The sequence below is a fragment of the Priestia sp. KCTC 13724 genome, from assembly GCF_056820425.1.
In genome coordinates, this window is the sequence record NZ_JBXDLD010000030.1 from 22,830 (window position 1) to 47,552 (window position 24,723).

Annotated in this window: 26 protein-coding genes and 1 riboswitch; of the genes, 5 read left to right on the top strand and 21 right to left on the bottom strand. The window is 36.7% G+C overall.

Going from position 1 to position 24,723, the window contains the following annotated elements; genetic code table 11:
- Nucleotides 1-167: 167 nt before the first annotated feature.
- The 3 genes from AC1UFB_RS04855 to AC1UFB_RS04865 all read right to left on the bottom strand — a co-directional run bounded on the left by AC1UFB_RS04855 (nt 168) and on the right by AC1UFB_RS04865 (nt 2,698).
- Nucleotides 168-473: an antibiotic biosynthesis monooxygenase family protein gene (locus tag AC1UFB_RS04855; protein WP_328101785.1), complete on the bottom strand. Its 306-nt coding sequence runs from the start codon at nt 471-473 to the stop codon at nt 168-170.
- 148 nt (nt 474-621) lie between these two features.
- Nucleotides 622-1,041 carry an organic hydroperoxide resistance protein gene (locus AC1UFB_RS04860; RefSeq protein ID WP_328101786.1) on the bottom strand — a complete coding sequence of 140 codons (420 nt, stop codon included), beginning with the start codon at nt 1,039-1,041 and terminating at the stop codon, nt 622-624.
- Between the two features lie 181 nt (nt 1,042-1,222).
- Nucleotides 1,223-2,698, bottom strand: coding sequence for a glycoside hydrolase family 32 protein (locus tag AC1UFB_RS04865; RefSeq protein ID WP_100347090.1), 1,476 nt, complete (start codon nt 2,696-2,698; stop codon nt 1,223-1,225).
- 334 nt (nt 2,699-3,032) lie between these two features.
- Here AC1UFB_RS04865 and AC1UFB_RS04870 point away from each other — a divergent pair, with 334 nt between their 5' ends.
- On the top strand, nt 3,033-3,497 hold the full coding sequence (locus tag AC1UFB_RS04870; RefSeq protein ID WP_025910835.1) for a YtxH domain-containing protein: 465 nt from the start codon (nt 3,033-3,035) through the stop codon (nt 3,495-3,497).
- A gap of 38 nt (nt 3,498-3,535) precedes the next feature.
- Here the strand turns inward: AC1UFB_RS04870 and AC1UFB_RS04875 are convergent, their stop codons facing one another.
- The 11 genes from AC1UFB_RS04875 to AC1UFB_RS04925 all read right to left on the bottom strand — a co-directional run bounded on the left by AC1UFB_RS04875 (nt 3,536) and on the right by AC1UFB_RS04925 (nt 11,249).
- The gene (locus tag AC1UFB_RS04875; RefSeq protein ID WP_025910834.1) at nt 3,536-3,718 is read right to left on the bottom strand and encodes a hypothetical protein; all 183 of its coding nucleotides are present in this window, start codon (nt 3,716-3,718) and stop codon (nt 3,536-3,538) included.
- Nucleotides 3,719-3,838: 120 nt separating this feature from the next.
- On the bottom strand, nt 3,839-4,369 hold the full coding sequence (locus AC1UFB_RS04880) for a PCYCGC domain-containing protein (protein WP_225002302.1): 531 nt from the start codon (nt 4,367-4,369) through the stop codon (nt 3,839-3,841).
- A 142-nt stretch (nt 4,370-4,511) separates the two neighbouring features.
- The gene (locus AC1UFB_RS04885; RefSeq protein ID WP_482588656.1) at nt 4,512-4,664 is read right to left on the bottom strand and encodes a hypothetical protein; all 153 of its coding nucleotides are present in this window, start codon (nt 4,662-4,664) and stop codon (nt 4,512-4,514) included.
- A gap of 131 nt (nt 4,665-4,795) precedes the next feature.
- Nucleotides 4,796-4,924: a hypothetical protein gene (locus tag AC1UFB_RS04890; RefSeq protein WP_257788897.1), complete on the bottom strand. Its 129-nt coding sequence runs from the start codon at nt 4,922-4,924 to the stop codon at nt 4,796-4,798.
- Nucleotides 4,925-5,142: 218 nt separating this feature from the next.
- On the bottom strand, nt 5,143-5,535 hold the full coding sequence (locus tag AC1UFB_RS04895) for a DoxX family protein (RefSeq protein WP_025910831.1): 393 nt from the start codon (nt 5,533-5,535) through the stop codon (nt 5,143-5,145).
- A 139-nt stretch (nt 5,536-5,674) separates the two neighbouring features.
- Nucleotides 5,675-7,102, bottom strand: a complete 1,428-nt coding sequence (locus AC1UFB_RS04900) for a glycosyltransferase (RefSeq protein WP_482588658.1) — start codon at nt 7,100-7,102, stop codon at nt 5,675-5,677.
- Nucleotides 7,103-7,117: 15 nt separating this feature from the next.
- Nucleotides 7,118-8,347 carry a nucleotide sugar dehydrogenase gene (locus AC1UFB_RS04905; protein WP_198511871.1) on the bottom strand — a complete coding sequence of 410 codons (1,230 nt, stop codon included), beginning with the start codon at nt 8,345-8,347 and terminating at the stop codon, nt 7,118-7,120.
- Nucleotides 8,334-9,863: a glycosyltransferase family 2 protein gene (locus AC1UFB_RS04910; RefSeq protein WP_328101339.1), complete on the bottom strand. Its 1,530-nt coding sequence runs from the start codon at nt 9,861-9,863 to the stop codon at nt 8,334-8,336. The genes AC1UFB_RS04905 and AC1UFB_RS04910 overlap by 14 nt, the downstream gene beginning before the upstream one ends.
- 1 nt (nt 9,864) lies before the next feature.
- Nucleotides 9,865-10,065, bottom strand: a complete 201-nt coding sequence (locus AC1UFB_RS04915; protein ID WP_100347084.1) for a hypothetical protein — start codon at nt 10,063-10,065, stop codon at nt 9,865-9,867.
- Between the two features lie 17 nt (nt 10,066-10,082).
- Nucleotides 10,083-10,430 (bottom strand): DUF2642 domain-containing protein, encoded by a 348-nt coding sequence (locus AC1UFB_RS04920; RefSeq protein ID WP_076512772.1) that lies wholly within the window; start codon nt 10,428-10,430, stop codon nt 10,083-10,085.
- A gap of 414 nt (nt 10,431-10,844) precedes the next feature.
- Complete coding sequence (locus tag AC1UFB_RS04925) at nt 10,845-11,249, bottom strand: NlpC/P60 family protein (protein ID WP_100347083.1); 405 nt, start codon at nt 11,247-11,249, stop codon at nt 10,845-10,847.
- Nucleotides 11,250-11,499: 250 nt separating this feature from the next.
- On the opposite strand from AC1UFB_RS04925, the gene AC1UFB_RS04930 reads away from it, so the two are divergent.
- Nucleotides 11,500-12,789 carry a globin-coupled sensor protein gene (locus tag AC1UFB_RS04930; RefSeq protein ID WP_100347082.1) on the top strand — a complete coding sequence of 430 codons (1,290 nt, stop codon included), beginning with the start codon at nt 11,500-11,502 and terminating at the stop codon, nt 12,787-12,789.
- Between the two features lie 39 nt (nt 12,790-12,828).
- Here AC1UFB_RS04930 and AC1UFB_RS04935 read toward each other — a convergent pair whose 3' ends face one another.
- The 3 genes from AC1UFB_RS04935 to AC1UFB_RS04945 form a co-directional block, all read right to left on the bottom strand.
- Entirely contained in the window at nt 12,829-13,950 is a 1,122-nt protein-coding gene (locus AC1UFB_RS04935) for a S8 family peptidase (protein ID WP_025910817.1), read from the bottom strand.
- Between the two features lie 937 nt (nt 13,951-14,887).
- Nucleotides 14,888-16,213, bottom strand: coding sequence for a TrkH family potassium uptake protein (locus AC1UFB_RS04940; protein WP_025910813.1), 1,326 nt, complete (start codon nt 16,211-16,213; stop codon nt 14,888-14,890).
- Nucleotides 16,214-16,216: 3 nt separating this feature from the next.
- Nucleotides 16,217-16,876, bottom strand: coding sequence for a potassium channel family protein (locus AC1UFB_RS04945; RefSeq protein WP_025910811.1), 660 nt, complete (start codon nt 16,874-16,876; stop codon nt 16,217-16,219).
- Nucleotides 16,877-17,007: 131 nt separating this feature from the next.
- Nucleotides 17,008-17,147, bottom strand: a riboswitch (cyclic di-AMP (ydaO/yuaA leader).
- 191 nt (nt 17,148-17,338) lie between these two features.
- Between AC1UFB_RS04945 and AC1UFB_RS04950 the strand changes: the two genes are divergently transcribed.
- Nucleotides 17,339-17,794 carry an Lrp/AsnC family transcriptional regulator gene (locus AC1UFB_RS04950; RefSeq protein WP_025910809.1) on the top strand — a complete coding sequence of 152 codons (456 nt, stop codon included), beginning with the start codon at nt 17,339-17,341 and terminating at the stop codon, nt 17,792-17,794.
- A 48-nt stretch (nt 17,795-17,842) separates the two neighbouring features.
- On the opposite strand, the gene AC1UFB_RS04955 is transcribed toward AC1UFB_RS04950, so the two are convergent.
- The 3 genes from AC1UFB_RS04955 to AC1UFB_RS04965 all read right to left on the bottom strand — a co-directional run bounded on the left by AC1UFB_RS04955 (nt 17,843) and on the right by AC1UFB_RS04965 (nt 20,083).
- Complete coding sequence (locus tag AC1UFB_RS04955) at nt 17,843-18,067, bottom strand: hypothetical protein (protein WP_326046565.1); 225 nt, start codon at nt 18,065-18,067, stop codon at nt 17,843-17,845.
- Nucleotides 18,068-18,557: 490 nt separating this feature from the next.
- Nucleotides 18,558-18,866: a hypothetical protein gene (locus AC1UFB_RS04960; protein ID WP_061786032.1), complete on the bottom strand. Its 309-nt coding sequence runs from the start codon at nt 18,864-18,866 to the stop codon at nt 18,558-18,560.
- A complete protein-coding gene (locus AC1UFB_RS04965; protein WP_076512817.1) occupies nt 18,863-20,083 on the bottom strand; it encodes a S1C family serine protease in 1,221 nt (406 codons plus the stop codon). Before AC1UFB_RS04965 ends, AC1UFB_RS04960 begins: the two co-directional genes overlap by 4 nt.
- Nucleotides 20,084-20,355: 272 nt before the next feature.
- Here AC1UFB_RS04965 and AC1UFB_RS04970 point away from each other — a divergent pair, with 272 nt between their 5' ends.
- Nucleotides 20,356-21,027 (top strand): response regulator transcription factor, encoded by a 672-nt coding sequence (locus AC1UFB_RS04970; protein ID WP_100347080.1) that lies wholly within the window; start codon nt 20,356-20,358, stop codon nt 21,025-21,027.
- On the top strand, nt 21,024-22,400 hold the full coding sequence (locus AC1UFB_RS04975; protein ID WP_100347079.1) for a sensor histidine kinase: 1,377 nt from the start codon (nt 21,024-21,026) through the stop codon (nt 22,398-22,400). Before AC1UFB_RS04970 ends, AC1UFB_RS04975 begins: the two co-directional genes overlap by 4 nt.
- Before the next feature lie 23 nt (nt 22,401-22,423).
- Here the strand turns inward: AC1UFB_RS04975 and AC1UFB_RS04980 are convergent, their stop codons facing one another.
- Nucleotides 22,424-24,571 carry a SpoIID/LytB domain-containing protein gene (locus AC1UFB_RS04980; RefSeq protein ID WP_100347078.1) on the bottom strand — a complete coding sequence of 716 codons (2,148 nt, stop codon included), beginning with the start codon at nt 24,569-24,571 and terminating at the stop codon, nt 22,424-22,426.
- Between the last annotated feature and the right edge of the window lie 152 nt (nt 24,572-24,723).

Below are 24,723 nucleotides of genomic sequence, written 5' to 3' on the forward strand. Positions count from 1 at the left end.
AGCTTCATTTTGAAGCAGGTATGACGTATGTAACTATCTCATGTGGTAGTGATTGTCCTCGATTCACTTTTGCTTCCCTCGTTCACCAAATTTTTGTAAAAGCGTAGGCTCTTGCTCATAAATTTGTTCTGTTACCTTTTCTACAATTTTATTTACAGGAAGGTTTGTCATGTAGCCACAACCTTATATTGACGTATGCTCGGAATGACCGCTGCTAATTCTTGATCTGGATATCTCTTTTTAAGCTCATGAATTTCCTTGAATTCCTTGCTTCGCACCCATTTTAAATAAGACTCTTTCGTTTCAAATGTAAGCTGCACCGTCAGCTCTCCTGCACGCTTATCATTTTGTAACAGCTGAAAATCCACAAAACCAGGAGCTTGATCAACTTTCCTTGATCGCTTTTGATAAATGTTGATGACTTCTTCTGCCTTTTCATCAGGTACATCAAATGTTGAAAATACCGTATACATTATTTCCCCTCCAATGTCGCTAACTCTTACTTTTCAGTCTACCACAGCACGTTTTTAATGTATACGAATCGGTCGTCCTACATTTAATTTATGTCCCATTTGATATAAAAGAGCTCCCATGAAAATATCTTCATGGGAGCTCGCTTAATTAAACAACGTCAATTTTCACATCAACATTACCGCTAATTGCTTTTGAATACGGGCAATAGGAATGGGCCATTTCTACATATTTCTTCGTAATCTCTAAATCTAGTCCTTCCACATGAACCGTTAAATCCACTTCTAATTTAACTCCTTGATCTTTAGCATCTGTACCAAGACGTACAGTAGCGGTGACCTTACTGCTTTCAATCTCAACGCTGTGTCTTTTCAACATGAATTCTAAAGCACTATTAAAACATGTGCTGTAGCCAGCCGCAAATAATTGCTCTGGATTTGTTTCGGTTGTGGCATTACCTCCTAGTGATGATGGTGCAGCAACTTCTAAGTTAAAAATATTATCTGGCGAATGTACTTCACCACTTCTTCCACCTGTATTAATAACCGTTGTTTCATATAAAGTTTTCATTAATTCATTTCTCCTTTTGTATTTTCGTTGATTCAATTGTACACAATTTAATTTTAAAAAACAAGTATAAAGATAAAAAAGCTAAGAATTTGATTTCTTAGCTTTCCACAACATAATGTATCAAATTTGTTATATTCAAAATCAAAAGGCCAAGAACAAGTCTTGACCTTTCTTACCGCTTCTAGATTCCACGTGATAACCCATAGTAGGCAATTTGATAATTTGCTTCGCCTTTTGCAAATACCGTAACAGCTGACTTCGAATCTTTTTGTGGGAATATGCGTGAAGTAAATACTGTTTTTCCGCCGTTAATATATACTTCTAGAATACTTTTATCAACGAAAATACGAACATCAACACAAGAAGCTGATTCCCATTTTTCCGTTCTTACAACTCCGTAATCTGTAGCATATTGATGTTTGAAATGAGAACGATCTACTCGCACTTCTTCTTTTTCATGATCAAAAACAAGCGTTAGTGTTTCTTCCTTGCTGTTAAAAAGCTGAAAGCCTACTTGAGAAGCTTCAATATTCGTAAAGCTCATATCTATCTCATAGGCATTGTTAGTAGCTTCATCAATAATAACTTCTTCGTCTGTTAAACGCCCGCGAAAATGAACTGCATCATCGCGAAGCTTTGTTAGTTCAGAAACAGGCTTTTGCACTAATTCTGTTCCTTCTAATGACAGCTCACGCGGAAGAGTTAAAGCGTGAGCCCAACCATATTGATCAGATGGATACTCGACGTCTGGATTTCCAATCCAGGAAAACATTAAACGTCTTCCCTGTTCGTCTTCAAACGTTTGGGGAGCATAAAAATCAAAACCCTTATCGATTTCACGATAGTCTTCCATGTCAAACGTTAGATCATCTAGATTAAATGTGCCTACTGCATAAATAACATTATAGATATTATGAAAATTATGACCTTCTGCCTGAATGCCTTGCGGTGAAAACACAAAAACGTCTTTTCCATCTAATTTAAAGTAATCAGGACACTCCCACATATAGCCAAAATCCGGCAGCTTCGTTTTTACTTCACCTTTAAAACGCCAATCGAGCGCATCAGTTGATTCATATACAATTAACGTTCCCGTTTCGTTTTCGCGCTGTGCTCCTAGAAGCATGTAGTACATGTCGTTTTCTTTCCATACCTTTGGATCACGAACATGTCCGGTATAACCAACTGGCACGCCTTCTACTACAGGATTCTGACTGTACTTTTCTACGGTACCATCTTCATGTAAGATGGCCATGCATTGATTTGCTGTACGAGATCCATCTTCATACTTTACATTTCCCGTATAATAAAGGAGCCCTTTTCCATCTTTCACAATGGCACCTCCAGAATATGCCCCATGTGACTCATACTTTTCTGTCGGCGCAACCGCTACAGGAAGTCTCTCCCAGTTTACTAAATCTTTTGATTTCACATGTGCCCAATGCTTCATACCGTGAATTGCTCCGTAAGGATACCACTGATAGAAAACATGATATTCTCCATTAAGTTGGATTAAACCATTTGGGTCGTTCATTAAGCCATATTCAGGATAGATATGATAAATAGGTTGCCAGCTATCCTGCTTCGCTTTATTTTTTAGTTCTTCAAGTTCGCCGGGCTTCGCTTCAAAAATTGTTCGATATTTTGATGTAGACATATGTATAAATCCCTCCAACACATTCAACAAGCATTTTGTTTCACACTCTATCATATAAAACTTTCTTTTAAAAATCCAACGAATCCAAAACGGATCTTGTCGTTTTATTGTGTCGTATTTTAAAGATAAGTTTTTTTACAATTTTTATGTCAAAAAAGAAGGGTTCTTGGAAGGATGGTTGAATATTATATAACAATCAAAATTCATCAACCTGTACGAGCATCCGACGGCAAGCGGCAGATTTTTTTTACTAACGCAATATGTTTTGCAGGAAGTATTCAACAAAATGGTAGGTCCTTCATATGATTACATATTATAAGAGGAGGTATATGTCATGAAAGAAGAAAATGTAAAACAAGTTGTAAACAGAGGTAGTAAAGAGCTTTTAGTAGGTACCATTGTAGGAAGCGTTGTCGGGGTTGCAACTGCACTGCTAGTAGCTCCAAAGTCAGGAAAAGAGCTCCGCGCTAGCATTCAAGATCAAGCAAATCAAGCATTAGCAAAAACTGGTCAAGTCAAAGAAAGCGTCTATGCAAAAGGACAAGACTTAAAGCAACGCACTGCACGCATTTCACAAGTGGTATCAGAACAGTCTGTTCAAGTTGTAAACAAAGTAAAATCACTTCGTCCATCGACTGAAGAACTTGAAGCTGCCGCTACTACTGAACGCACAGAGGTTGAGGAAGAAACAATTGGAGAAGTGCCTACGCTAGAAGCAGAAAGCCAAATAAAACAAGAGCTTGAAAATATCGAAACTGAAGTTAATGAATTAGAACAATCAGTTGAAGAAGTAAAATAAAAAAACGCTGTGTGGATGCTCGCCTTCCATGCAGCGTTTTACGTTGTAAAGAAACTAAACACTCCCCATAATACAAAGAACACAAGTAATAATGAACTAATTAAAATTACTCTTCCTAACAGATTATAGGTTTTCTGTTCATCATACAACTTTTGATTTACCGCTTCTTCTATTAACATCGACTTATACTCTGGCCCTTCTAAACTTTCTGGGGTTTGCATTATTACCTCTCCTCTCCCACTCAAACTTTCTAACTATTCTAATTATAACACATTTTATTTTTATCAAAAAATAAAATGCCTGGAAGGAATTTTATACTTAACATTCCATTCCAGGCATTGCTATATCTTAGGAGTTGGAGTAGGTTTTCCGTATCCTTTTTTATACTTTTCATCAATATCATTTCGAATTTGCTTTATACTTTTACCTTGACTGTATTCAATTACCGACTGCGCAGCAATGTCTAAGCATATCCCACACCTTGTTGCATGATCATCCCATACAACAGCTCCACCTACTTTGTTTTCATAAATAAAACAATCATAGCTACTTGTATGCCCTACTGTATCACCACAGCCACAGTAGCATGGAATCTTTTCAAGAAGCTCTTTATGCTTACCAACTGAGCGATATACAACCTTCATATTCTCGTCTTTATCATTTAAAAACGTTGGTAAAATTTCATTGCTTTTTGTTTCTTCACGAATGTCCGCTGTCGTTTCAATTTCATGATGTGAATGAGATTCATGCTCACTGCTACTTTTCTCTTTTCCACATCCCGTAAGTACAATACTTGTACTAACTATCCCTAAAATCATCCACTTTCCACAGTTCATCACTTTCCCCCCTGTTGTACCTTGTACAATTTTCATGGAATTTTATCTACTAATAGTATACAGCATATGAACCGTTCATTTCCTCCTACTATATGTATTTACTTATTTTGCAATCAGAAGAGATAAAAAAAGAGTTTGGGACATAACAAAATGATTGCTTCTAAAAAACGAACACTAGCTATTCCCATCTCTTTGGTTTGTCTCCACACGTTCGTTCCATTGCGCTACGGTCACTCGCTTTCCGCGGGGAAGAACCTGAGCTTCTGCGCTGCGGGATCTCAGGTTTCCCTCTCTTTCCCGCAGGAGTCGAGTGTCCTACGCTCCATTCCACCCTGTTTCCAACATTGTTTTCACAATCAACCAAAAAAACCTGAACGATTAAAAGTTATGAATTCTCAATCGTTCAGGTATAGTAGAGGCTGAACTACTTATATCTCAGTCTCTTTCTCTTATAATTGAATGTTAGTTTTGTTTCCAAGATTGTACTAGGTCTACAACTGCTGACACAACTTCGATTCCTTGAAAAGCGAATAGACCTGCAGCGGCCATTGAGAAAAACCCCACTACAACATCTTTTAGAATGATTGGCATATGAACATCTCCTTTTCTACTTTGAAATATACGCTGTTCATCCCGGTTAAGCGCCTGCTTTTCTCTATACCCTTTTTTAAAAAGGATATTCCTACATTCTACTCTTTTTTCACGAATTTTCAATACCATTTAGTGATAAAAATATTACCATGTTAAATTGAAAACGATTAACGTTTTCTTATAGTAAAGAAGCACACCCTTGAACTGCGCCCCTTCTTTTACAAGTAGCTTTCATCTTTCCTCAAGAGCTGATCCAAAGATAATGCTCCACTTCCTGCAAAGACAAGATGTAAAGACATAGCTAGAAGTGCAATATCTAACTCATATCCTCCCACAAATGGCGCTCCCAGTTTTGCTGTAAAAATAGCTCCTAGCATAACAAAAACAAACAATGCTGCAACAATTCGTGTGCCTAGTCCAACAATAACAGCAACTCCACCAATTAGTTCTATAATTGCTACTACATAAGCCATGAAACCAGGGATACCAATGCTTTCAAAAAAACCTACAGTTCCGTCAATTCCGCCTTGAAATTTACTTAGGCCATGAATAAAAAATGTTAACCCTAATACAACACGTATAAAGAATGTACCAATTGTATAACTCTTCATGTTAGTTCCTCCTTTTATGTATCCTCTATCACTATTTTAGTAGCAATATATATATAATTACAAGTTATTTTTATATTATAATTATGTAACAAAAAATAAACCACTTACATTTTATTAGTAAGTAGGTTTATTTTTGCTATCAGCTTAAATAAAAAGCTCTCATATACTCTTTAATAATAAGCTCTGCCGTTGAGTTAATTACATTTGTTGGAAGATACTCATGAAATCGAAAACGATTCTGTTTATTTACGTTAACGTCATGAACAGAAGCTATGCTTAATTGATTTTGAAAGCACTTCAACATCGCCATAGGAGGACTAGAGAGAATGTGAGCACCAATCTTATTTATCGCTTGTTTGCTAATCGCATGCGGAACTGCAGTTAGCGAGCTCATCCATAAATCTCCTCTGTCGTTCATTTCATTTAATAGAAATTTCCAAGCCTGCACACTATGAGATAAGCTTTTTTCATCTTCACTTTTATTTAAAGCTACATCTAAGCCATCTGCTATTGCTCTTGCAAAGGGGTATAAATCATAAGCCTTAATACTAAAATCTCCATCTACAAATAAAATAATGTCTCCCTTTGCAACCTCGGCACCTATCGTTCGACCTACATCATGCCCTAACGCATTCTTATAAACAATTGTTTTCGCTCCCATATTTTTGGCAATTTGTTCTGACTCATCCGTAGAGCCGTTCACAATAACTATAACTTCAAGAGGCTCAAGCTTCCGAACCTCTTTGATCACTTCTTGTAGCGTTTTCACTTCATTTTTTACTGGTATGACAACTGATAGCTGCTTTCCTTTATAAAAAGAGGAAAGTTTTCCCCACCCTTTGCTAATGTTTTCATACGGCTGATAAGCATCCGTTCTGTTCATAGCTTTTGAAACAGCTTCTGTTTTAGCTATATAATTGTCCAAGAGCTCCTTATATCTTTCTTTATATTCAGCTCGTTTGTTTTCAAAAGCACCAGGAGCAAACTTCCCTTCTCCAAAAGTTGTAATGGAAAGGTGATGGCTTGTTCGGAAGGAGTTCGTTTGTAGTTCAACAAATAAAGCGAGAGGATTTGTACAAGCAGCAGAGGATAATTGACTATATACTTCCTTAGTAAATGCATATGGAGGAGAAAGATAAGCATTGGTATAATGAGGTTTATTACACATATCATGTAGAACCCTGCTCCACATGACTTCAAACCTTCCAAAATCATGCTGAAATGCTTCATCCCATTTGTTTAAAACCACATCACAATGACTAAATAAAAGTGGTTGAACAAATTGTTTTACTTGTTTCTCTGAGATCATATAATCGCTGTCTAAATATAAAAAGGCGTCTCCCTTACACATGCGAGTTATTTTCATTCGCAATTCATGTGCTGTTTCTTCACCATTCTCTATTTTCACAATACAGCCTTCTTCTTTTGCAATTAAAACCGATTCATCCATTGACTGCTTGGCTAAGACAATCACTTCATGAGGATTTAAACAGCGAGTACTGCGAATGACTTGCCTGATTGTCGCTTCATCATTTTGAACAATTAGAATGATTGAAAGCTTCTTCACATTACGCCCTCCTTTTTAACGCCTTAATACTCCCCTTGTATCCACTATTTTCGCGGCAGTTTTCACAAGTGACCAATCAATGTTTTGATGGTCGGTTAAGATTAAGACTACATTGGCTGTTTGCACCGCTTGTTTAGTAAGCTCTACAGACTGAATGTTGCAACCATTTAGCGTAAAAGTGTCGATATATGGATCATGATATGATAGATTATACCCTCTTGTAATTAGCTCGTTGCATATAGGCAATGCTGGTGACTCCCGTACATCGTTTACATCCCGTTTATACGCGATGCCAATGACCAAAACATTTTTCTCATTCTTATCAAGCTGCTTTTCAACGAGTGTCACAACATGTTCAGTCATTTGTTCATTTATTTCATGAGCTGCTTGAATGAGTTCACTTTTTAAACCAGCCTGTTTGAGCTTCCATACAAAGTAAAGTGGGTCAACAGGAATACAGTGCCCACCAATTCCAGGTCCGGGATAATAAGGAGTAAATCCAAATGGTTTCGTTGCTGCTGCTTCAAGTACTTCATAAAAATCAATGTTCAGCTGTTCACATAATACATTTGTTTCGTTCACAAGAGAAATATTAACTAACCGTTGAATATTTTCAAATAGTTTACACATTTCAGCCACGTTTGGTGACGAAACAGGAACTACTTTTTGAAAGATGCTACCATAAAATTCGCTAATTTTTTGTAAGCAGCTTTCCGTATATCCACTAATCACTTTAGGGATTTGCTCAATGTGATAGTGCGTATTTGCTGGGTCTACTCTTTCAGGAGAATAAGCGAGATAAAAGTCGCTTCCTACTTGTAGCTTTGATTTTAAAAGAATTGGTAAAACAATTTCTTCTAACGTACCTGGATAAGTTGAACTCTCATAGATTACTGTTTGTCCGGCAACCATTTCCTTTTGCAAAAACTCTGAAGCCTTAATCATTGCTGTTAAGTCTGGTTCGTGCTGATCGTTAATTGGTGTTGGAACCGTCACAATTACATATTCACACTGTTTAAACTCTTCAATTCCGTCTTGTAAACATTGAGCTTTAAATTTCTTTTCTCTTTTAATCTCCTCATTTGATACATCTGGAATATAGCTTTTCCTTTGATGAAGTAGGTTCACTTTGCTACGATCAACATCAAGACCTATCACATCAAAACCTTTTTTAGCAACCAATAATGCTAAGGGTAATCCCACGTATCCAAGTCCTAATACTGCTACTTTTTTAGTTTTCATCACGCATCACCTCAGACAAAATGTCATGTCTTCTTGTATCTTTTAAAAAGAGACCTCTTTCCGTTGTTTGATTGAGTAGATAAGCAATTGCTTCAATATGGTCTCCTAAAATCCTTTCCGTTGATTGAGGCAATCCTGTTGTCTTTAAGTGCTCTTTTCGAATGCGATTGGTGCGCGCTACGTCTACAAAATGAATCGCCTTAACCGTAAAACCTGCTAACAAACTTTTCAAATGAAATAAAGGAGGAATGATGAGCGATTCGTACCCGATTTTCTCTATTACTTCTCTTTTTATTGCGTGAGGAATTGCAGTTGTTGTGTTAATGGTTAAATCTGGACGCTTACTAATAGCATTTAAAAAATACTTTGCAGCACTAACAGAATGTAGAGGATGGACTTGATCTAATAAACACTCCAAATTATTGAGCGCAACATCAACTCCATTTTCAGCTGCACGGATGAAATGTTGAAGATTTTCAGCAGAAATAACGATATCACCGTCAATAAACAAGCAAATATCACCTGAACTATACATTGCTCCAATTGCTCTTGGAACATTATGTCCAAGCCTATTTGGATACACAAGCACCGTTGCGCCTGCTTCACGTGCTCTTGAAATCGTTATTTCATCTGACCCATTTGCTACCACAATAATTTCTTCAACACCTGCTTTTTGCACTTCTTGAATAACAAGATGAATCGTTTCTCTTTCTTCTCCAACTGGAATAATCGCACTTGTTTTACATCTCTCTTTTTTCAGGAGAGTGGGTGTATATTCTGATACAATCGTACGGTTACGATTTCCATCCGTAAGTCCTCCCCTTACTCCTTTCTGATGAATTAAGTGAGAAAAAGCTTTTAAATGATCAGCTAAAATTGATTCGGTTGAAAAGGGAAACGGAGAATTAGGAACAAGCGTCTTGTGGGTATTACGAATACGGTTGGTATAAATAACATCTGTGGAACAAGGATATACAACAGACATTCCTTTTAAAATAGCAAGTGTCTGCATTAATGGGGGATGCGCTAAATTCTCAAAGCCGATTTCTTCAGCTGCTGAGCGCTTTATAGCATGTGGAATTGCGGTAACTGCTTGAACTGTTAAATCTGGTCTTTTTAAGCTTAAATTAAGCATATACTTTGAGACAGCCACTACGTGAGGACGAATTTTTCGCTTCATTGTCCATTCCAAGTCATTCAATGCAAGGTCATGGCCATCTTTAATTGCTTGCACATACTGGTTTAGTTCTTCAAAGGGTACAACGATATCTCCGTCTAGAAATACAAGGATATCCCCCTTTGCTTTTTTTGCTCCAATTGCTCGACCAATGTTAATCCCAAGCTTCTCTTCGTACGTTAACACTTTACACCCTTCTTGTTTTGCAATTAAAGCTGTATTATCAGTGGCCCCATTTACAACAACAATGATTTCAAAAGGTGCTATCTTTTTTATTTCCTGAATCACACTTTGCAATGACTCTTCTTCATTACATGCTGGAATGATAACGGATACGTTCATTTTATTCATCTCCACTAATAATACGAATGTATGTGACAGATGCAAAAGATATTGTGACATCAGTAGGCTCTCCATATGAGCTTGATGTACGAACAACAATTGAAGCTTCAAATACTGCAATTAATGTACCGCTAATAATATCAATTGGGGTAATGATTTGTACAAATGAACCAATGCTTTCTCTTAATGCGTCTTGAAACATCTTTTCCTCTCCTCTCTTTAAACTTTTTGAATTGTAATGATGCTGGTAAATGGTAACAAAATGCTGGAAGTGGCACTTTCAGTTAGCCTTAAATAATCATCGCCTACTTCAGCAACCGTACCTTGCAAAGGACCCGCAACTGTTGAAACGACAACTTCTTCATTTAAATATTGAAGCGCAATTTCTTTAAAAGGCGAAACATCCGCTTCTCTTACAAGCTGAATAAAGTAGTCTCGAAATCGCTGAGAATAAATAACCTCTTCTACTGCTTTTTTTGTATTATTTTCAATGAAAGTACCAAACCTTCTTGAAAATAACAGTCTCTTAATTTTCTTTTTGAGACGGTAATAGCTATAACACCACATCTTTTTTCCTCCTTGTTAGTCATGGAATCATTTGAATTTCACTAGAACACTCAAACGATTACTTTACCAATATATACAAGCTGTCAGGAGGAAGTGATAGAACTTTTTTCACATTTTTTGATAAATATGCGCTTGTCTCGCATTCTTACAAAGAAAGAGTGCACAATGATTTAACTTTTTTCAAAACAAAAAAGAGTTTGGGACATAACAAAATGATGGCTTCTAAAAGACGAACACTAGCTGTTCCCATCTCTTTGGTTTGTCTCAACACGTTCGTTCCATTGCTCCATTCCATCCTGTTTCCAACATTGTTTTCACAATCAACAAAAAACCTGAACGATTAAAAGTTATGAACTCTCAATCGTTCAGGTATAGTAGAAGCTGAACTACTTATGTCTCAGTCTCTTTCTCAAATTACTTTACTTTTTTAGCACCTAGATAACGTTCACTCCAATAGTTCGAGTTTTTATCACTGATTGTTACACCTTTTGAGGTAGAAGTGTGAATAAACTGATTATCACCTAAATAAATCCCTGCATGAGAAGGGCCTTCTTTATATGTTTTGGTTCCAACAATTCCATCAGCTACTAGATTATGATCTTGCTGAAAAGCTTGAACTGCTACTTTTGTTTCGTAATTAAAGTATGTAGAAACCTTACCCTTTAAATATCCTTCTTGCTTTAAAGAATCTTTGACTTCATAGATGCTTTCGTTTTTCATTCCTTGTTTTAATAGCTCGTCGTTTGAAGCGGCTTGTCCAATGACGGGTGTAGACAATACGGCTCCTCCCATTAACATAGACGCAACCAATTTCCTCATTATACATACTCCTTCACCTATTTTTTCCCACTACTATCTATCAAAGTGGTCACTGTATCACCTTATCATGCACGCATCACAATCAGATAAATAGAACATAACAATCCCATGACAGCACATCACATTTTCATGACATTTTTGAAAATAACGCTCAAGCTTTTCAACAAGCAAACCGAAATATATAGTAAGGGTCCATGACCGTTATATACCCATATATGTGCTTACAACTTTAAGGATAATAGGTGATTTTATGAACTGGTTTAGGAAAAACACACATACCGAACAAGCAGTTGCTCTTGAAGAAATGACTGCAAGCATGCAAGTATCTAGTTTAGAAATTCAACAACAAATTAAAATGATTGGTCTAAACTTAGATGACCTTAAAAGAATCGTTAGGCTACAGCCTGCAGTTGAAGAAAATATTATTTCAATTGTAAACGAATTCTATCGAGCTATTGGAGAACAGCAACACTTAGTTACCATCATTGAGAAGCATAGCAGTATTGATCGCTTAAAAAACACGCTTAAAAAACATATATTAGAAATGTTTAACGGCAAAGTAGATGATGAGTTTGTACAAAAGCGTAAAATGATTTCAAAAATGCATGTAAAAATTGGTCTTGAACCGAATTGGTATTTATGCGCTTTTCAGAACTTACAAATTGCATTAATTGCCCTGTGCCATGAGGAGATAGACGAAAAAGAAGCCTGCATTCAAACTATTAAAAGTATTACAACGCTCATTAATTTAGAACAACAAATTGTGTTAACTGCCTATGAAGAAACGTTTGAAGAACAACGACAACTTTTATATCAAGAAAAAAAGCTTATTCAAGATGAGATTAGTCGTACCTCTTCTCTATTAGCTAACCTATCTGAGGAAACAGCACAGTTTGTTTCTCAAATAAGCAGCCAAACGGCGGATGTTGTGTCATTTGCGAATAAAAGCTCAAAGTTAGCTGAGATTGTTTCCAAAGATGCAATTGAAAGCCAAACCAAGCTCGAACAAGAGCAAGCAATGCTTGATGGCATCCAGCAAAATACTTCTCTCATTCAACAACGCATGAAAACGTTAGAAGATACATCAAAGCAAATTACACAAATTGTAGCGATTGTAACATCCATTGCTGAACAAACAAACTTACTTGCTTTAAACGCTTCAATCGAATCAGCTCGAGCAGGGGAACATGGAAAAGGATTTGCCGTGGTTGCTCAGGAGGTTCGTAAACTGGCGGAGGAAACAAAAAAATCAATCGCAAACATTTCAACTTTCATCAAAGATATTCAAAAACAAATAAAAAGCGTAGCTGAGATTGGAGATGAAGTGGCGGGGTTAACAAAAGACACAACGGTAAATATGAATAACATCACAACGTTTTTCACAAATGTTTTAACTGTCACAACAGAAAATAAACAGCAGAGCGTTCTAACAAAAAAAGAACTAGACAAAATATCTTCCATTATTTCAGAATTGACAAATCGTATTGATAAAATTGCTACATCATCCGATGAGCTTTATACACTATCTGAAAAGGTATAAACAAAGCAGAGCCAAGGCTCTGCTTTGTTCTTATCTAAATTAGAAAGTACCAGCTTGTGATAATCCGTATCCGAAGTGCGTGTCACGACCAGCTGGTCCTAAATCAATTGATTTGTTGATTAACAGTTGACGTAACTGTGCATTTGAATATGATGGGTATTTCTGTTTGTATAAGGCTAGGATACCAGCTGCATAAGGGCTAGCCATTGATGTACCGCTTAACGTTGAATATTGACCGTTTAAGTATGTGCTTAGAATAGCCGCACCAGGAGCTGCTATTTCAACAGTAGGGCCAGTTGATGAGAATGAAGCACGGCGATCATAACGATCCGTAGCTCCCACAGCAATAACTGAATCATATTTCGCTGGGTAATTTACCGTATCTCCTGTTCCAGCAGAGTTTCCAGAATTTCCAGCAGCAGCTACTACAACTGCTCCACTTTGATAAGCTCGATCAACTGCCGATTTTAATGCTGTAGATCCTACAGACGTTCCTAAGCTTAAGTTAATAATGTCCATGTCGTTTGCTACAGACCAGTCAATTCCAGCGATGATACTAGAAAGGCTTCCAGAACCGCTGCTTTCAAGTACTTTTACACCGTAAATATCTGCGTTATATGCAACACCAATCGTACCTGTACCGTTATTTTCAGCACCGATAATCCCCGCTACGTGCGTACCGTGTCCATTATCATCATTATAAGAAGATGTATATGATACAAATGAAGCTCCTCCAGCTACTTTTAAGTCTGGATGATTTGTTGCAACTCCAGTATCAACTACCGCCACTTTTACACCTTGTCCACTTAAACCAGTTGACCAACTTGTAGGAGCCTTCACTTTAGAGATTCCCCAGTCTTGCGTATCAGCTGCTACTGATATACGAATATCTTCTTCTACATAAGCTACATTTGGATCTTTTTCAAGCTTTTCAACCTCACTTGGAGTCATTTCTGCGACGGCAATCGGTAATTCTTTCATTTTCTTTTTCACTTTACCGTTTGCTTTTGTAATACTTTTTTCATTTACGCTACTTTTAAATCCTACAATCACTTGTTCTTTTTCTTCAGTTGCTGCATAAGCTCCTCCAGTAGATGGTATTAACACCCCTGCCGTAATTGCTAACGATGTTACAACCTTTAACCAACTATACTTTTTCATATCATTGCCCCTTTCGTATTTTCCACTGCTAGTTTTAGTAGTTTAGTAGCAGCAGAGACAATCCATTAACTTTGCCAGTGAAAGTTGGATTTACTACCTTTAATTATCTATTTTTACAACTTTTTGGCTATAGGTTAATAGGCTGTATAGAAAAGCTGACAAGAGCAAATCTAAGGGCATTTAAAAAGTATTTTTTTTACAATTAAAGAGTATATTTTACCAGGAAGTACAAAAAAATATCTTTAAAATATTCATATTATTATATCACTATCACAAAATAATATTATAATAATTTTCTAAACATTCTTTAATTTTAAAAACAATAGTAAAGACCTACCCTTCTTTAGTTCTTTATAATTATTATATATATGACTTTATTTCTTTTAATCTAACATGTAAAAAAAGACCATACAAATAGCATGGTCATATACCGATCGAACCAGACAGTTGGGGGAATTGTCATGCATCGGGTCTTTATTAGAGGGCGTTATGATGTGAAAGGAAATCATAATGACTTCCTATTTTACTATATTCACTACAAGAGTTTTTGCAATGGACAAACGTGGATTCTAATACCTTTTTTATTAAACAGTAACACGCCAATCTGCCTTATGACCGTATCTTTTTTCGATTCTAAAACTCAATATCTGCAAAAGCGTAATAAGTCTGGACAGGCTCTCGGTTTCATTAAAAATTTTTTAAAAAAATGAATCTAAATTGATTACCTATACGTTATATAGGTAGAAGGCACTTTAACATGACTATAATTGAAAAGGAGGGATTGATTGGATGCGCAATCAATCAAAATTACCAGGAATCTTAATGGTTACATTCTTTTTAATGATCGCCACAATTTTAGGCGCTACTATTATGTTTTAATTAAAACGAAGACCGTATCCTTTGTTTATCTGTGAAAACAAAGAATGCGGTCTCTTTATTATCCAATCAATACATCTTCATTTGGATAACGAATTTTTTCACGTTTTGGTTTAGCTAAAGAAAATGCTAAAGTTAACGGACCTATCTTACCTAAAAACATGATAAAAATAATAATAACACGTCCAACGTATGATAGCTCTGGCGTTACTCCCATGGATAAGCCAACTGTTCCAAATGCTGATACAACTTCAAACATCAGCTTTAAAAAAGGCGTGTTCGGTTCCGATATATTTATTGCAAACGTAGCGAAGAACACAAACATAATTGCGATCATAGAAATAGCCAGTGCTTTTACAACATATACAGTACTTAACCTGCGCTTTAATAAGACAATATCTTCACGTCCTCGAATAAATGAAAGGACGGCAAATGTTATCACAATAAACGTTGTTAACTTTATTCCTCCACCAGTAGATGCACTCCCTGCCCCAATAAACATTAAAATGATCATTAAAAAAGCTGTTGAATCCGTCAAGTTAGCTATGTCAATAGAGTTAAATCCAGCGGTCCTCGTACTAACCGCTTGAAAATACGATGTCCACATCTTGTCACCAAGACTTAAGCTTCCCAACGTTTTGGCGTTTCCATACTCTAAGAAAAAAATAAACAGCATCGCCACAGTATTAATGATAAATGTTCCAATAATCATTAATTTTGAATGTAGGCTAAGCTTTTTGTAAGACTTTTTCTCCCATAAATCCGCCAGTACCGTAAATCCGATTCCCCCAATAATAAATAATAATGAAATCGTAATATTAATGAGTGGATCTCCTGCATACTGCACTAAGCTATCAGATAAAAGGCCAAACCCAGCATTATTAAATGCTGATATTGAATGAAACAAGCTAAAAAATAACCCTTTTTCCCAGCCGAACTCTGGTACCCACCGAATGGCTAAAAAAATCAGTGCAATCAACTCAATGACAAAAGAGAAGATAAAAAGGCGCTTTACTAGAAGAATGACGCCACCAATATTAGTTTGGTTTAAAGCGTGCTGGACCATCATTCGTTCTTTAAAACCGATTTTTTTACCGAGCATAATAAAGATCAGCACGGCAAATGACATGATCCCTAATCCACCTACCTGTATCAGAAGCATAATAATCGTCTGACCAAATACCGTAAAGCGCGTTCCTGTATCTACAACGGCTAATCCCGTTACCGTCATAGCTGAAGTAGAGGTAAACAAGGCGTCTATCCAAGAGATTGGTTCCGTTGTAGAAAATGGAAGCATTAAAAGTAATGCGCCAATAATAATTCCCCCTCCAAAGATTGATGTTAATAATTGGGGGGGCGTTAGCTTAATACTTCTGGCTAAACTCATTGATTATACGCCTTCTTCCTCAAAGCGATTAATATCCCGATTATGTCCAATAACAATGAGCATGTCACCTTCATGGATAATTTCATGGGCTGTTGGTGAAATTACCATTTCACCATTTCCACGTTGAAAACCAATAATATTACACCCATACTTGGAACGGATGTTTAAATCAAATAATGTTTTATTATGAATCTTTTTTGAAGCCATTATTTCTACAATGCTATAGTCCTTTGAAAGTTCAATGTAATCAATAATCTTTTCAGAAACTACGTGATGCGCAATTCGTTTCGCCATATCTCGCTCAGGGTGAATGACCTTATCGGCTCCAATTTTTTCAAGTACTTTTTGATGGTATGAATTTACTGCTTTTACCCACACCTGCTTCACACCCATATCTTTCAGTAACATTGTTACCAATACACTCGCTTCAATATCGTCTCCAAATGATACGATTGCATGATCAACATTTCGAATTCCAAGGCTTTTAAGGCTTGCTTCATCCACACCGTTTACTTGCACTGCATAAGTGGCTGTATTTGTGTACTTATTGACAACTTCTTGATTGCGGTCAATCGCTAGAACATCCACATCTAGATTGATGAATTCTTCTACAAGGCTGCCGCCAAAACGCCCTAATCCTAACACCGCAAATTGCTTTTTCATTTCAAACTTTCCTTTCCTATTCCGGTTTCTCTCTTGTTTTATTGTGCTCTTTTTTTATGATCTTACTTATTGTAACGATTAATTTCCACACAAAAAAACACAGGAAGGCTCCTGTGTTTTTTACACATTCCATCTCCCCCTCAAAACGCTTGCGAAGTTAGCTGTCGGATTCGGGTTATGAGAGTAACCCTACCTATAAAGGATTCACCCCGAGCACAAAGTGTGCAAAAGTGGTTCCTCCGCTCCTATTAGGATTCAGCGATTTCATCTATTTGTGACTTACTTTAAATGGAAAAATAAGTTATTACTTAAAGTTTCACCTTATCTTACTCCCACATTTTTGGTATGTCAATACCTTTTTCAAATAATAAAATCCCCCTAAAAATAAGAAGGCAAAACGCAGAAATTTTTATCATTTTTCACTATAATAGAATATAAAAATGAAAGAGCTGATGAGAATAGATGAACATTGATCGTATTGATTTACATATTTTAAAGGAGTTAACTACTAACGCTCGACTTTCCATGAGAGAACTTTCAAAATTAGTCAATCTATCAGCCCCTTCGGTTGCTGAGCGGGTTCGAAATTTGGAACAAGTTGGTATTATTAGCGGATACTCTGTCACTATTAATTGTGAAAAATTAGGGCTTCCTATTTCTTGTTTTGTTGAGGCAACAATTAAAAACGGTGAATATCGTCGCTTTAAACAATTTATCGCTACTTATCCATACGCTTTATTTTGTGAACGAATAGCTGGAAAAGCCTGCTTTATTACAAAGTTACAGCTTCCAAACCTTAAGGAACTTGAAAATTTCATCGATGAAGTTACTCCTTTTGCACATACTGTATCTCATATCGGTATTTCTCAAGTCGAAATGAAACCCGGCTTTATCGATTATCTTTTAAAAGAAAAATAAGTTAGACTATGACTTACTTCAATTCTTTTCATAAGGCAACCTTACATATTAACATTTAATTGCAAAAAGAGTTTGGGACATAACAAAATGATTGCTTCTAAGAGACGAACAATAGCTGTTCCAATCTTTTTGGTTTGTCTGAACACGTTCGTTCCATTGCGCTACGGCCACTCGCTTTCCGCGGGGAGGAACCTGAGCTTCCTCGCTGCGCTGCGGGATCTCCGTTTTCCCTCTCTTTCCCGCAGGAGTCGAGTGACCTACGCTCCATTCCACCCTGTTTCCAACATTGTTTTCACAATCAACAAAAAACCTGAACGATTAAAAGTGAGAAACTCTCAATCGTTCAGGTTTATCATTGGCTGAATTACTTATGTCCCAGCCTCTGAGGAGTATGAATGGAGACTAGTCATTTTATTTTCTTTATCTTTATGTATGCGAATTAAACAAAAAAATGCCTTTCAACCAAAAGGTGAAAGGACAATGAATTTTCCGAATAATGAAAGATTTTACAACCCTATCTTATCACTTGCAAAAACATTTGTCTATTTCTATTTTTATTCATTTCATTTATATTGCTCTATCACGATAAAAGGGGGCTTCATCAATGAAAAGAACAAACAGAATGAGACTGGGACATAACGAAATGATTCTGTCTCAACAAAAGATATCTGAACGATCAAAAGTATTCAACTGTTGATCGTTCGGATAGATCATTAGCTGAAATGCTTATGTCCCAACCTCAGTAATCTATATAAAAGGTGAATCAAGAGACTTGAACGTACTTAACCTGTCTCTTTAATTCATCCTGAACATAGTTATTGATAGCTTTTTGTACAAGCTTTTGAAGGATTGGCTCTTTCGCTTCTTCAACTGTTTTAAATTCAGCGCTATATCCCGCTTTGTCAAAGTAGCCTTTTACATCTTCTTCGGATATTTTGTCTCGAAAGAACTGTTTCGATTGAAAATGAGCTTTAATGTGCTTCTTTACAACTTCTTCTGAAGCATTTACACACCCAGTAATCAACAAGACAGCGATTAAAAATAGAAATAGCTGCCGTGCTGTGTATATCATTCATCGTTGCCTTGCTGTTTCAACGTTAGTGAAAGGTTTATTTTTTTTCCGTTTCTGTAAACGTCAAGCTTTACTTTATCTCCAATTGCACGCTCCGTGTATAAATACTTGCGCAAGTCACTGGATGTTTTTACTTCTTTACCATCTATCCCTACAATGATGTCTTTTGATTGCAAGCCAGCTTCTGAAGCAGCTGAAAAAGGTTCAACTGTCGTAACCACAACACCGTCAGAAGTATCTTCTGTTAGGCCTAGCTCATTTTCTTTAATGGCAGTTGATAAACCTGCTACATCCTGTAGCCCCACTCCCATATATGGTCGATTAATTTTTCCATCTTTCATTAGCTTGTCAATAATAGGTTGAACATCTGCAGTTGGAATAGCAAAACCGATTCCTTCTACACCGTCTTCAGCAATCTTTAAACTATTAATACCAATTACTTGACCAGCAGCATTGATTAATGCTCCACCGCTGTTTCCTGGATTAATAGCTGCGTCTGTTTGAATAACATCCAAGTTCCATTCCCCAGCTGATGTTGTAATGTTTACCGTTCTCTCCGTACCGCTTACAATACCTTGTGTGACTGTTCTTGAGAACTGCTCACCAAGAGGGTTTCCAATTGCAAGTACCGGTTCTCCGGCAACAAGTGAAGTAGAATCACCAAATTCAGCTACTGCCTCTACGTTTTTAGCATCCATCTCTAAAACAGCTAAATCGGTTAGCGGATCCGCACCTACAATTTGGGCATCCTCTTTCTTCCCATTTGATAACGTAACTTCTACCTTACTTGATCCTTCTATTACGTGGTTGTTTGTTACAACATACGCTTTGTTATTATCTTTTTTAAAAATAACGCCTGAACCTGTTCCAGATTCTGCTGTTTGCGTATCTCCTGAAAAGGGATTTGTTCGCTCTTGGATATTGTTTACGCCTACTACGGCTGGTGAAACTTTATCTACAACGGATACCAGGTCTCCTTGACTTACATTGGTGCTAATAGTTTTTGTAGCAGCTGTAGTTGTAGCGCTTGTTGAAGTAGATGCGTTATTCGTTTGGCTTCCATCATTTGTGAACCCTAGGTGAGGTGCACTATATAATACAATTCCTCCACCTAACACAGCACCTGCAATGGACGATGCAAGAAATGGTAAAAACCTTCTTTTAGATTTTTCTTCTCTTACATGCTCAGACCGATAAGTTGGATATTCTTGTTTCATACCTGGTTCTTGTTGATATTCTGCATCGTATTGAGCTTTCATTTGGTCATTATTAGGTTGACTGTTATATTCACCATCATTGTTATTTTGATTAAAGTCTCTTGGTTCCATATAATTGGCTCCTTTACATTCAATTATGTTTTTCGTTATTTACACTATATAACAAAAGTTTGGGATAAGTATCAAAAGAATATGGGAAATTGTGAAAAAATTTTTTCTGCTACCAAACACATAGTATAATAGCTTTGAATAGAAAGAGGAGTGTGTATAAAGTGAGCTTTACAATTTACTTAGTCGAAGATGAACAAAACTTAAATGAAGTTTTAACTCTTTATTTACAAAAAGAAGGCTGGTCTGTTACTTCATTTTCAAATGGAACAGATGCCAAAGCAATGATTCATACCCCTCCTAGTCTTTGGGTTTTAGATATCATGCTTCCTGATATCGATGGTTATCATCTCATTCGTGAAATTAAGTCTGCTACCCCTGATATCCCTGTGATTTTCATTTCTGCTAGAGATGCAGATATTGATCGAGTGTTAGGGCTTGAAATGGGAAGCGATGACTACTTATCCAAGCCATTCTTGCCTCGTGAGCTCGTTATTCGTGTTCAAAAACTTTTAAACCTTGTGTATGGTCAAAAACAAAAACACGAATCAACAATTGCTATCGGTCCCTATAGGTTAGACCTTCTTACACGAACTGTATATGAAAACAATGAGCCTATTGATTTAACGTCAAAAGAATTTGATTTTCTTGTCACATTATCTAAAGACATAGGTCAAGCATTTTCACGCGAGCAGTTATTAAACTCTATTTGGGGTGAGGATTATTTCGGTTCAGACCGAGTTGTGGATGATTTAGTACGCAGAGTTCGGAAAAAGCTCCCACACGCTCGAATTGAAACAATTTATGGATATGGTTATCGGATGATGAGCACATGAAAAATCGATCTCTTGCTTTTCAAATTTGGCTTGTCATCTCAGGCATATTGCTAGTTATCTCACTTTTGTTAGCTACGTTGTTTCCAAGCGCACTTAGACAGTTCTTTACGGATGAAATTTATACAAGTATTGAAAATGAACAGCATATTTTAAAAGAATACGGGTTGCCTAGCCGGTCTGGTGAATATTATTTTAGCAATGACGAAAACGGGCCATCTTTACGAAACCGTACGGTAGACCACATTTTATTACCTGAAAATGTCGATATTTCCTACCTATCATCGCGTGTTCTACCTCAAGATTTTTTAAGACATGCACAGGAGCTAGCTCAAGATCAAGAATCAACTGTCGAAAGGTATGAAAAAGACCTGGGTAACCGAACGTTATTTTATGTAATTAGTAAAGTAATCATTAACGACCAGCCTGCATTTTTATTATCGTTTTCATGGGATACGTATCGAAATGCTTTAGCTTCCGCTTTATTTAAACAGCTATTAGTCGTAATGTCCATCGTTTTCCTTCTAAGCTGGATTCCTTCTATTTGGCTCGCAAAATATTTAAGTCGCCCTCTTGTATCACTTGAGAGACATGTTAAGCGAATTGCAGAGCAAGAATGGCACGAGCCTGTAGCGTTAGATCGTACGGATGAAATTGGAAAATTGGGTTCTTCTATAGAACAAATGCGACAACGACTCATTCGAAAAGAAGAAGCACAACAAACTCTTCTTCAAAATATCTCACATGATTTGAAAACGCCTGTAATGGTCATTAGAAGCTACGCTCAATCCATACAAGATGGTATTTATCCAAAAGGAGATTTATCCAATACCGTTCAAGTCATTGAAGATGAATCACTGAAATTGGAAAAGAAAATCCGTGACTTACTATATTTAACAAAGCTAGATTACTTATCTGCTCATCCTGTCAATCATGAGCCGTTTGCTTTGTCAGAACTTATCGGCGAGGTAGTTGATAGGCTGCGGTGGAGTCGTACTGAAATTCAATGGGATATTAGAGATGATAAAGTGACAATTGATGGTGATAAAGAGCAGTGGACCAAAGTTATTGAGAACATTTTAGAAAACCAGATTAGATACGCTGAATCATCTATTTCTATCTTTGTTCACAGAAAAATTCGTGAAGGGATAGATATTGTAGAGTGTCGAATTGCAAATGACGGACCTCCTATCGAAGAGAACGTACTATCTACAATTTTTGAACCGTTTGAAAAAGGTTCAAAAGGAGAATTTGGCATCGGGCTCAGTATTGTAAAGCGGATTGTTACTATGCATAATGCGACAATCTCAGTACAAAATTTAGATAAAGGTGTTTCTTTCACTATTCGCATTCCAGTTTTACAAGCAAAGCCGTGACGTTTTTGCCACGGCTTTGTTGTTTATTTATTTGCAATTTCTTCTAGCTCATTAACTACAGAATCGTTTACTACGCGAGTAGAACCTAGTACTGTAAAATCCTTATAGCCGCTTAAAATATCAGCTGTGCCCGCTGGCAACTTGTCTGCATCTGTTAGGATAACTGGCACACCACGTTTTCCAGCTAAAATTGAGCCAGCTAGTGCATCTGGAAAATTAGTTCCCGCTGCAACATAAGCTTGTTTTGTATTGCCAAGCAGGTTCGTCACAACTTTTTGATTTGTTGCATAGCGATGTTCTCCTGCATATCTTACTCGGTTAGCTGGAAGAGAATTGTAAACTGTTGCATTTACTACCTGTTCAGAACCAATAACAATAGCTTCTGCTTTTCCTTCAAGCACTTGTGCTGTAGCTGCAGGAATTGAAGTTGGCCTTGTTAGTATAATAGGAATTCCTTCTTTCGCTGCATATGGAGCTACTGATAGAGCATCTGGGAAGTTTTGTCCATTCACTACAATTACTTTCGAAGAATTTATTTGTTTAGCAATTGCCGCTGACGTCTCAAAGCGATCCGCTCCTCCTAAACGCTGGACTTCCTTAGCACCTAACTGCTTAATTTCATCTAATACTGAATCTCGAATAACTCTTGAACTTCCTAATACAATTACTTTTTCAGGCTGTAAACGCTGGAGCTCTGCTTTTACAGTTGGATGCAATTCATGACCTGTTGTTAGTAATAGTGGAGCATTTTCCTGAACTGCAAGAGGGGCTCCTGCTAGCGCATCTGGAAAATTCCCTCCCGCTGCAATGACAACTGTTCGAGCCGTAGTCCACCCTTCTCTTGCAATTTCTGCAGCTGTATCATATCGTTCTGGGCCTGCTAAACGCTTTGCTTCACGGTTGTATTGCTGCGTGCGCTCTGCATTCGGATAATAAAAACGTAAAATTTGATCATAGGTTTGACCAGCTTTGGCACGATAATAAGCTCCGTATTGACTCATTCCTACACCATGACCATATCCTAGACCTTTTAGTACCGTTTCTTTATCAGTAGCATTTTGTTCAGTCACATAGTAACTTTTGATAAGATTTACCCCAATAATTGGACGAATATCAGAAGACTTTACATTATTTAAGCTCAATGTTTTCACATTAAGTTTCCCCTCTGAATCAACATCGTCTTTTACAATAAACTTGACTTCTAAGCTTCCTTTATTATAACGATTACTAGTATTCTTTTCAGTGAATTCTAGCTTTGGAATTGAGACAACCTTAATTTCTTTCCCTTTATAATCTTTTTTCTGTAAATAGGCTTTAATGTTATCAGTAATTTCCTTATCATTTTCTTTAATGGCACTCCACCATTCTTTATAGCGAACTAAGTCTAAGTTTTCTATGTTTATTTGCTGCTTGTTCACCGTTAAATTCCAAGGGTGCTTTGGATCATATGAATCGGTTTGAATTGGTAAATAAGGAAGCGATGTTCCTGACCACGCATTAGCATTTGACTCCGTAACTCCACCATTACTAGATGAATACAGTGCGCTAATTAATTTACCATTATATGTAAGTGTCTGACCATATGATTTCTCAACAGCTGCATTCGTATTAGCATAGACTGTTTTCCCACCGTATACTTGATATTGAATGGTATCATTAATTGTTTTGTTCAAATGCCCCATTGCATATGTACGTGCTGCAATAGCTTGTGCAGTTAATGACTCTACAGGCCAACTTGGAATCATTTCGTTAGGAACGACTCCCTTTAAATACTCTTCCATTGATACATGATTAATTGGTAGTATATATTCGTTACCTTCAATCACAAAATCAAAACTCCCACTATACACTCTTCCTTCAATACGCGTTTCTGCTGTTTGATTAGTGTATAGCTTAAAGGTTGTATCTTCCTTTAATTTGGTCGTTCCTTTATATAAAGAAATTTTCCCTTGTTCTACCTTTAAGAGATAGGTCTGATTAGCTTCTAATCGAACTCCTTCATAAGATGTCGCTGCATCTTCTGATGTTTGAATTTGAATTTCCTTTTTGTTTTTCAAATAATTTTTAAGCTGGACGCTTACAGTTGGGTTTGTTTCAGCTTTTGCGTTTACCACGGAATAGCTTGAGCTAAGCATGAACATAACAACTAAAGCAGCAATTACTTTTTTCATACGTTCCTCCTTAAATAAATAAATCTATGAATATTTTAAACTATTTATCGGACAAAAGGAGAAATTTTTTAATTCTTTTTATTTGAATGAATTTCATAATCTGAACCCTATGTCTCGCAAGACTTTATAGACATCAAAAAAGGAGTACCTCC

What these genes read in the sequence shown, in the direction of transcription:
- AC1UFB_RS04855 (WP_328101785.1), bottom strand. Translation starts at nt 473, where the DNA reads ATGTATACGGTATTTTCAACATTTGATGTACCTGATGAAAAGGCAGAA.
- AC1UFB_RS04860 (WP_328101786.1), bottom strand. Translation starts at nt 1,041, where the DNA reads ATGAAAACTTTATATGAAACAACGGTTATTAATACAGGTGGAAGAAGT.
- AC1UFB_RS04865 (WP_100347090.1), bottom strand. Translation starts at nt 2,698, where the DNA reads ATGTCTACATCAAAATATCGAACAATTTTTGAAGCGAAGCCCGGCGAA.
- AC1UFB_RS04870 (WP_025910835.1), top strand. Translation starts at nt 3,033, where the DNA reads ATGAAAGAAGAAAATGTAAAACAAGTTGTAAACAGAGGTAGTAAAGAG.
- AC1UFB_RS04875 (WP_025910834.1), bottom strand. Translation starts at nt 3,718, where the DNA reads ATGCAAACCCCAGAAAGTTTAGAAGGGCCAGAGTATAAGTCGATGTTA.
- AC1UFB_RS04880 (WP_225002302.1), bottom strand. Translation starts at nt 4,369, where the DNA reads ATGAAAATTGTACAAGGTACAACAGGGGGGAAAGTGATGAACTGTGGA.
- AC1UFB_RS04890 (WP_257788897.1), bottom strand. Translation starts at nt 4,924, where the DNA reads ATGCCAATCATTCTAAAAGATGTTGTAGTGGGGTTTTTCTCAATGGCC.
- AC1UFB_RS04895 (WP_025910831.1), bottom strand. Translation starts at nt 5,535, where the DNA reads ATGAAGAGTTATACAATTGGTACATTCTTTATACGTGTTGTATTAGGG.
- AC1UFB_RS04910 (WP_328101339.1), bottom strand. Translation starts at nt 9,863, where the DNA reads ATGAACGTATCCGTTATCATTCCAGCATGTAATGAAGAAGAGTCATTG.
- AC1UFB_RS04915 (WP_100347084.1), bottom strand. Translation starts at nt 10,065, where the DNA reads ATGTTTCAAGACGCATTAAGAGAAAGCATTGGTTCATTTGTACAAATC.
- AC1UFB_RS04920 (WP_076512772.1), bottom strand. Translation starts at nt 10,430, where the DNA reads ATGTGGTGTTATAGCTATTACCGTCTCAAAAAGAAAATTAAGAGACTG.
- AC1UFB_RS04925 (WP_100347083.1), bottom strand. Translation starts at nt 11,249, where the DNA reads ATGAGGAAATTGGTTGCGTCTATGTTAATGGGAGGAGCCGTATTGTCT.
- AC1UFB_RS04930 (WP_100347082.1), top strand. Translation starts at nt 11,500, where the DNA reads ATGAACTGGTTTAGGAAAAACACACATACCGAACAAGCAGTTGCTCTT.
- AC1UFB_RS04935 (WP_025910817.1), bottom strand. Translation starts at nt 13,950, where the DNA reads ATGAAAAAGTATAGTTGGTTAAAGGTTGTAACATCGTTAGCAATTACG.
- AC1UFB_RS04940 (WP_025910813.1), bottom strand. Translation starts at nt 16,213, where the DNA reads ATGAGTTTAGCCAGAAGTATTAAGCTAACGCCCCCCCAATTATTAACA.
- AC1UFB_RS04945 (WP_025910811.1), bottom strand. Translation starts at nt 16,876, where the DNA reads ATGAAAAAGCAATTTGCGGTGTTAGGATTAGGGCGTTTTGGCGGCAGC.
- AC1UFB_RS04950 (WP_025910809.1), top strand. Translation starts at nt 17,339, where the DNA reads ATGAACATTGATCGTATTGATTTACATATTTTAAAGGAGTTAACTACT.
- AC1UFB_RS04960 (WP_061786032.1), bottom strand. Translation starts at nt 18,866, where the DNA reads ATGATATACACAGCACGGCAGCTATTTCTATTTTTAATCGCTGTCTTG.
- AC1UFB_RS04965 (WP_076512817.1), bottom strand. Translation starts at nt 20,083, where the DNA reads ATGAAACAAGAATATCCAACTTATCGGTCTGAGCATGTAAGAGAAGAA.
- AC1UFB_RS04975 (WP_100347079.1), top strand. Translation starts at nt 21,024, where the DNA reads ATGAAAAATCGATCTCTTGCTTTTCAAATTTGGCTTGTCATCTCAGGC.
- AC1UFB_RS04980 (WP_100347078.1), bottom strand. Translation starts at nt 24,571, where the DNA reads ATGAAAAAAGTAATTGCTGCTTTAGTTGTTATGTTCATGCTTAGCTCA.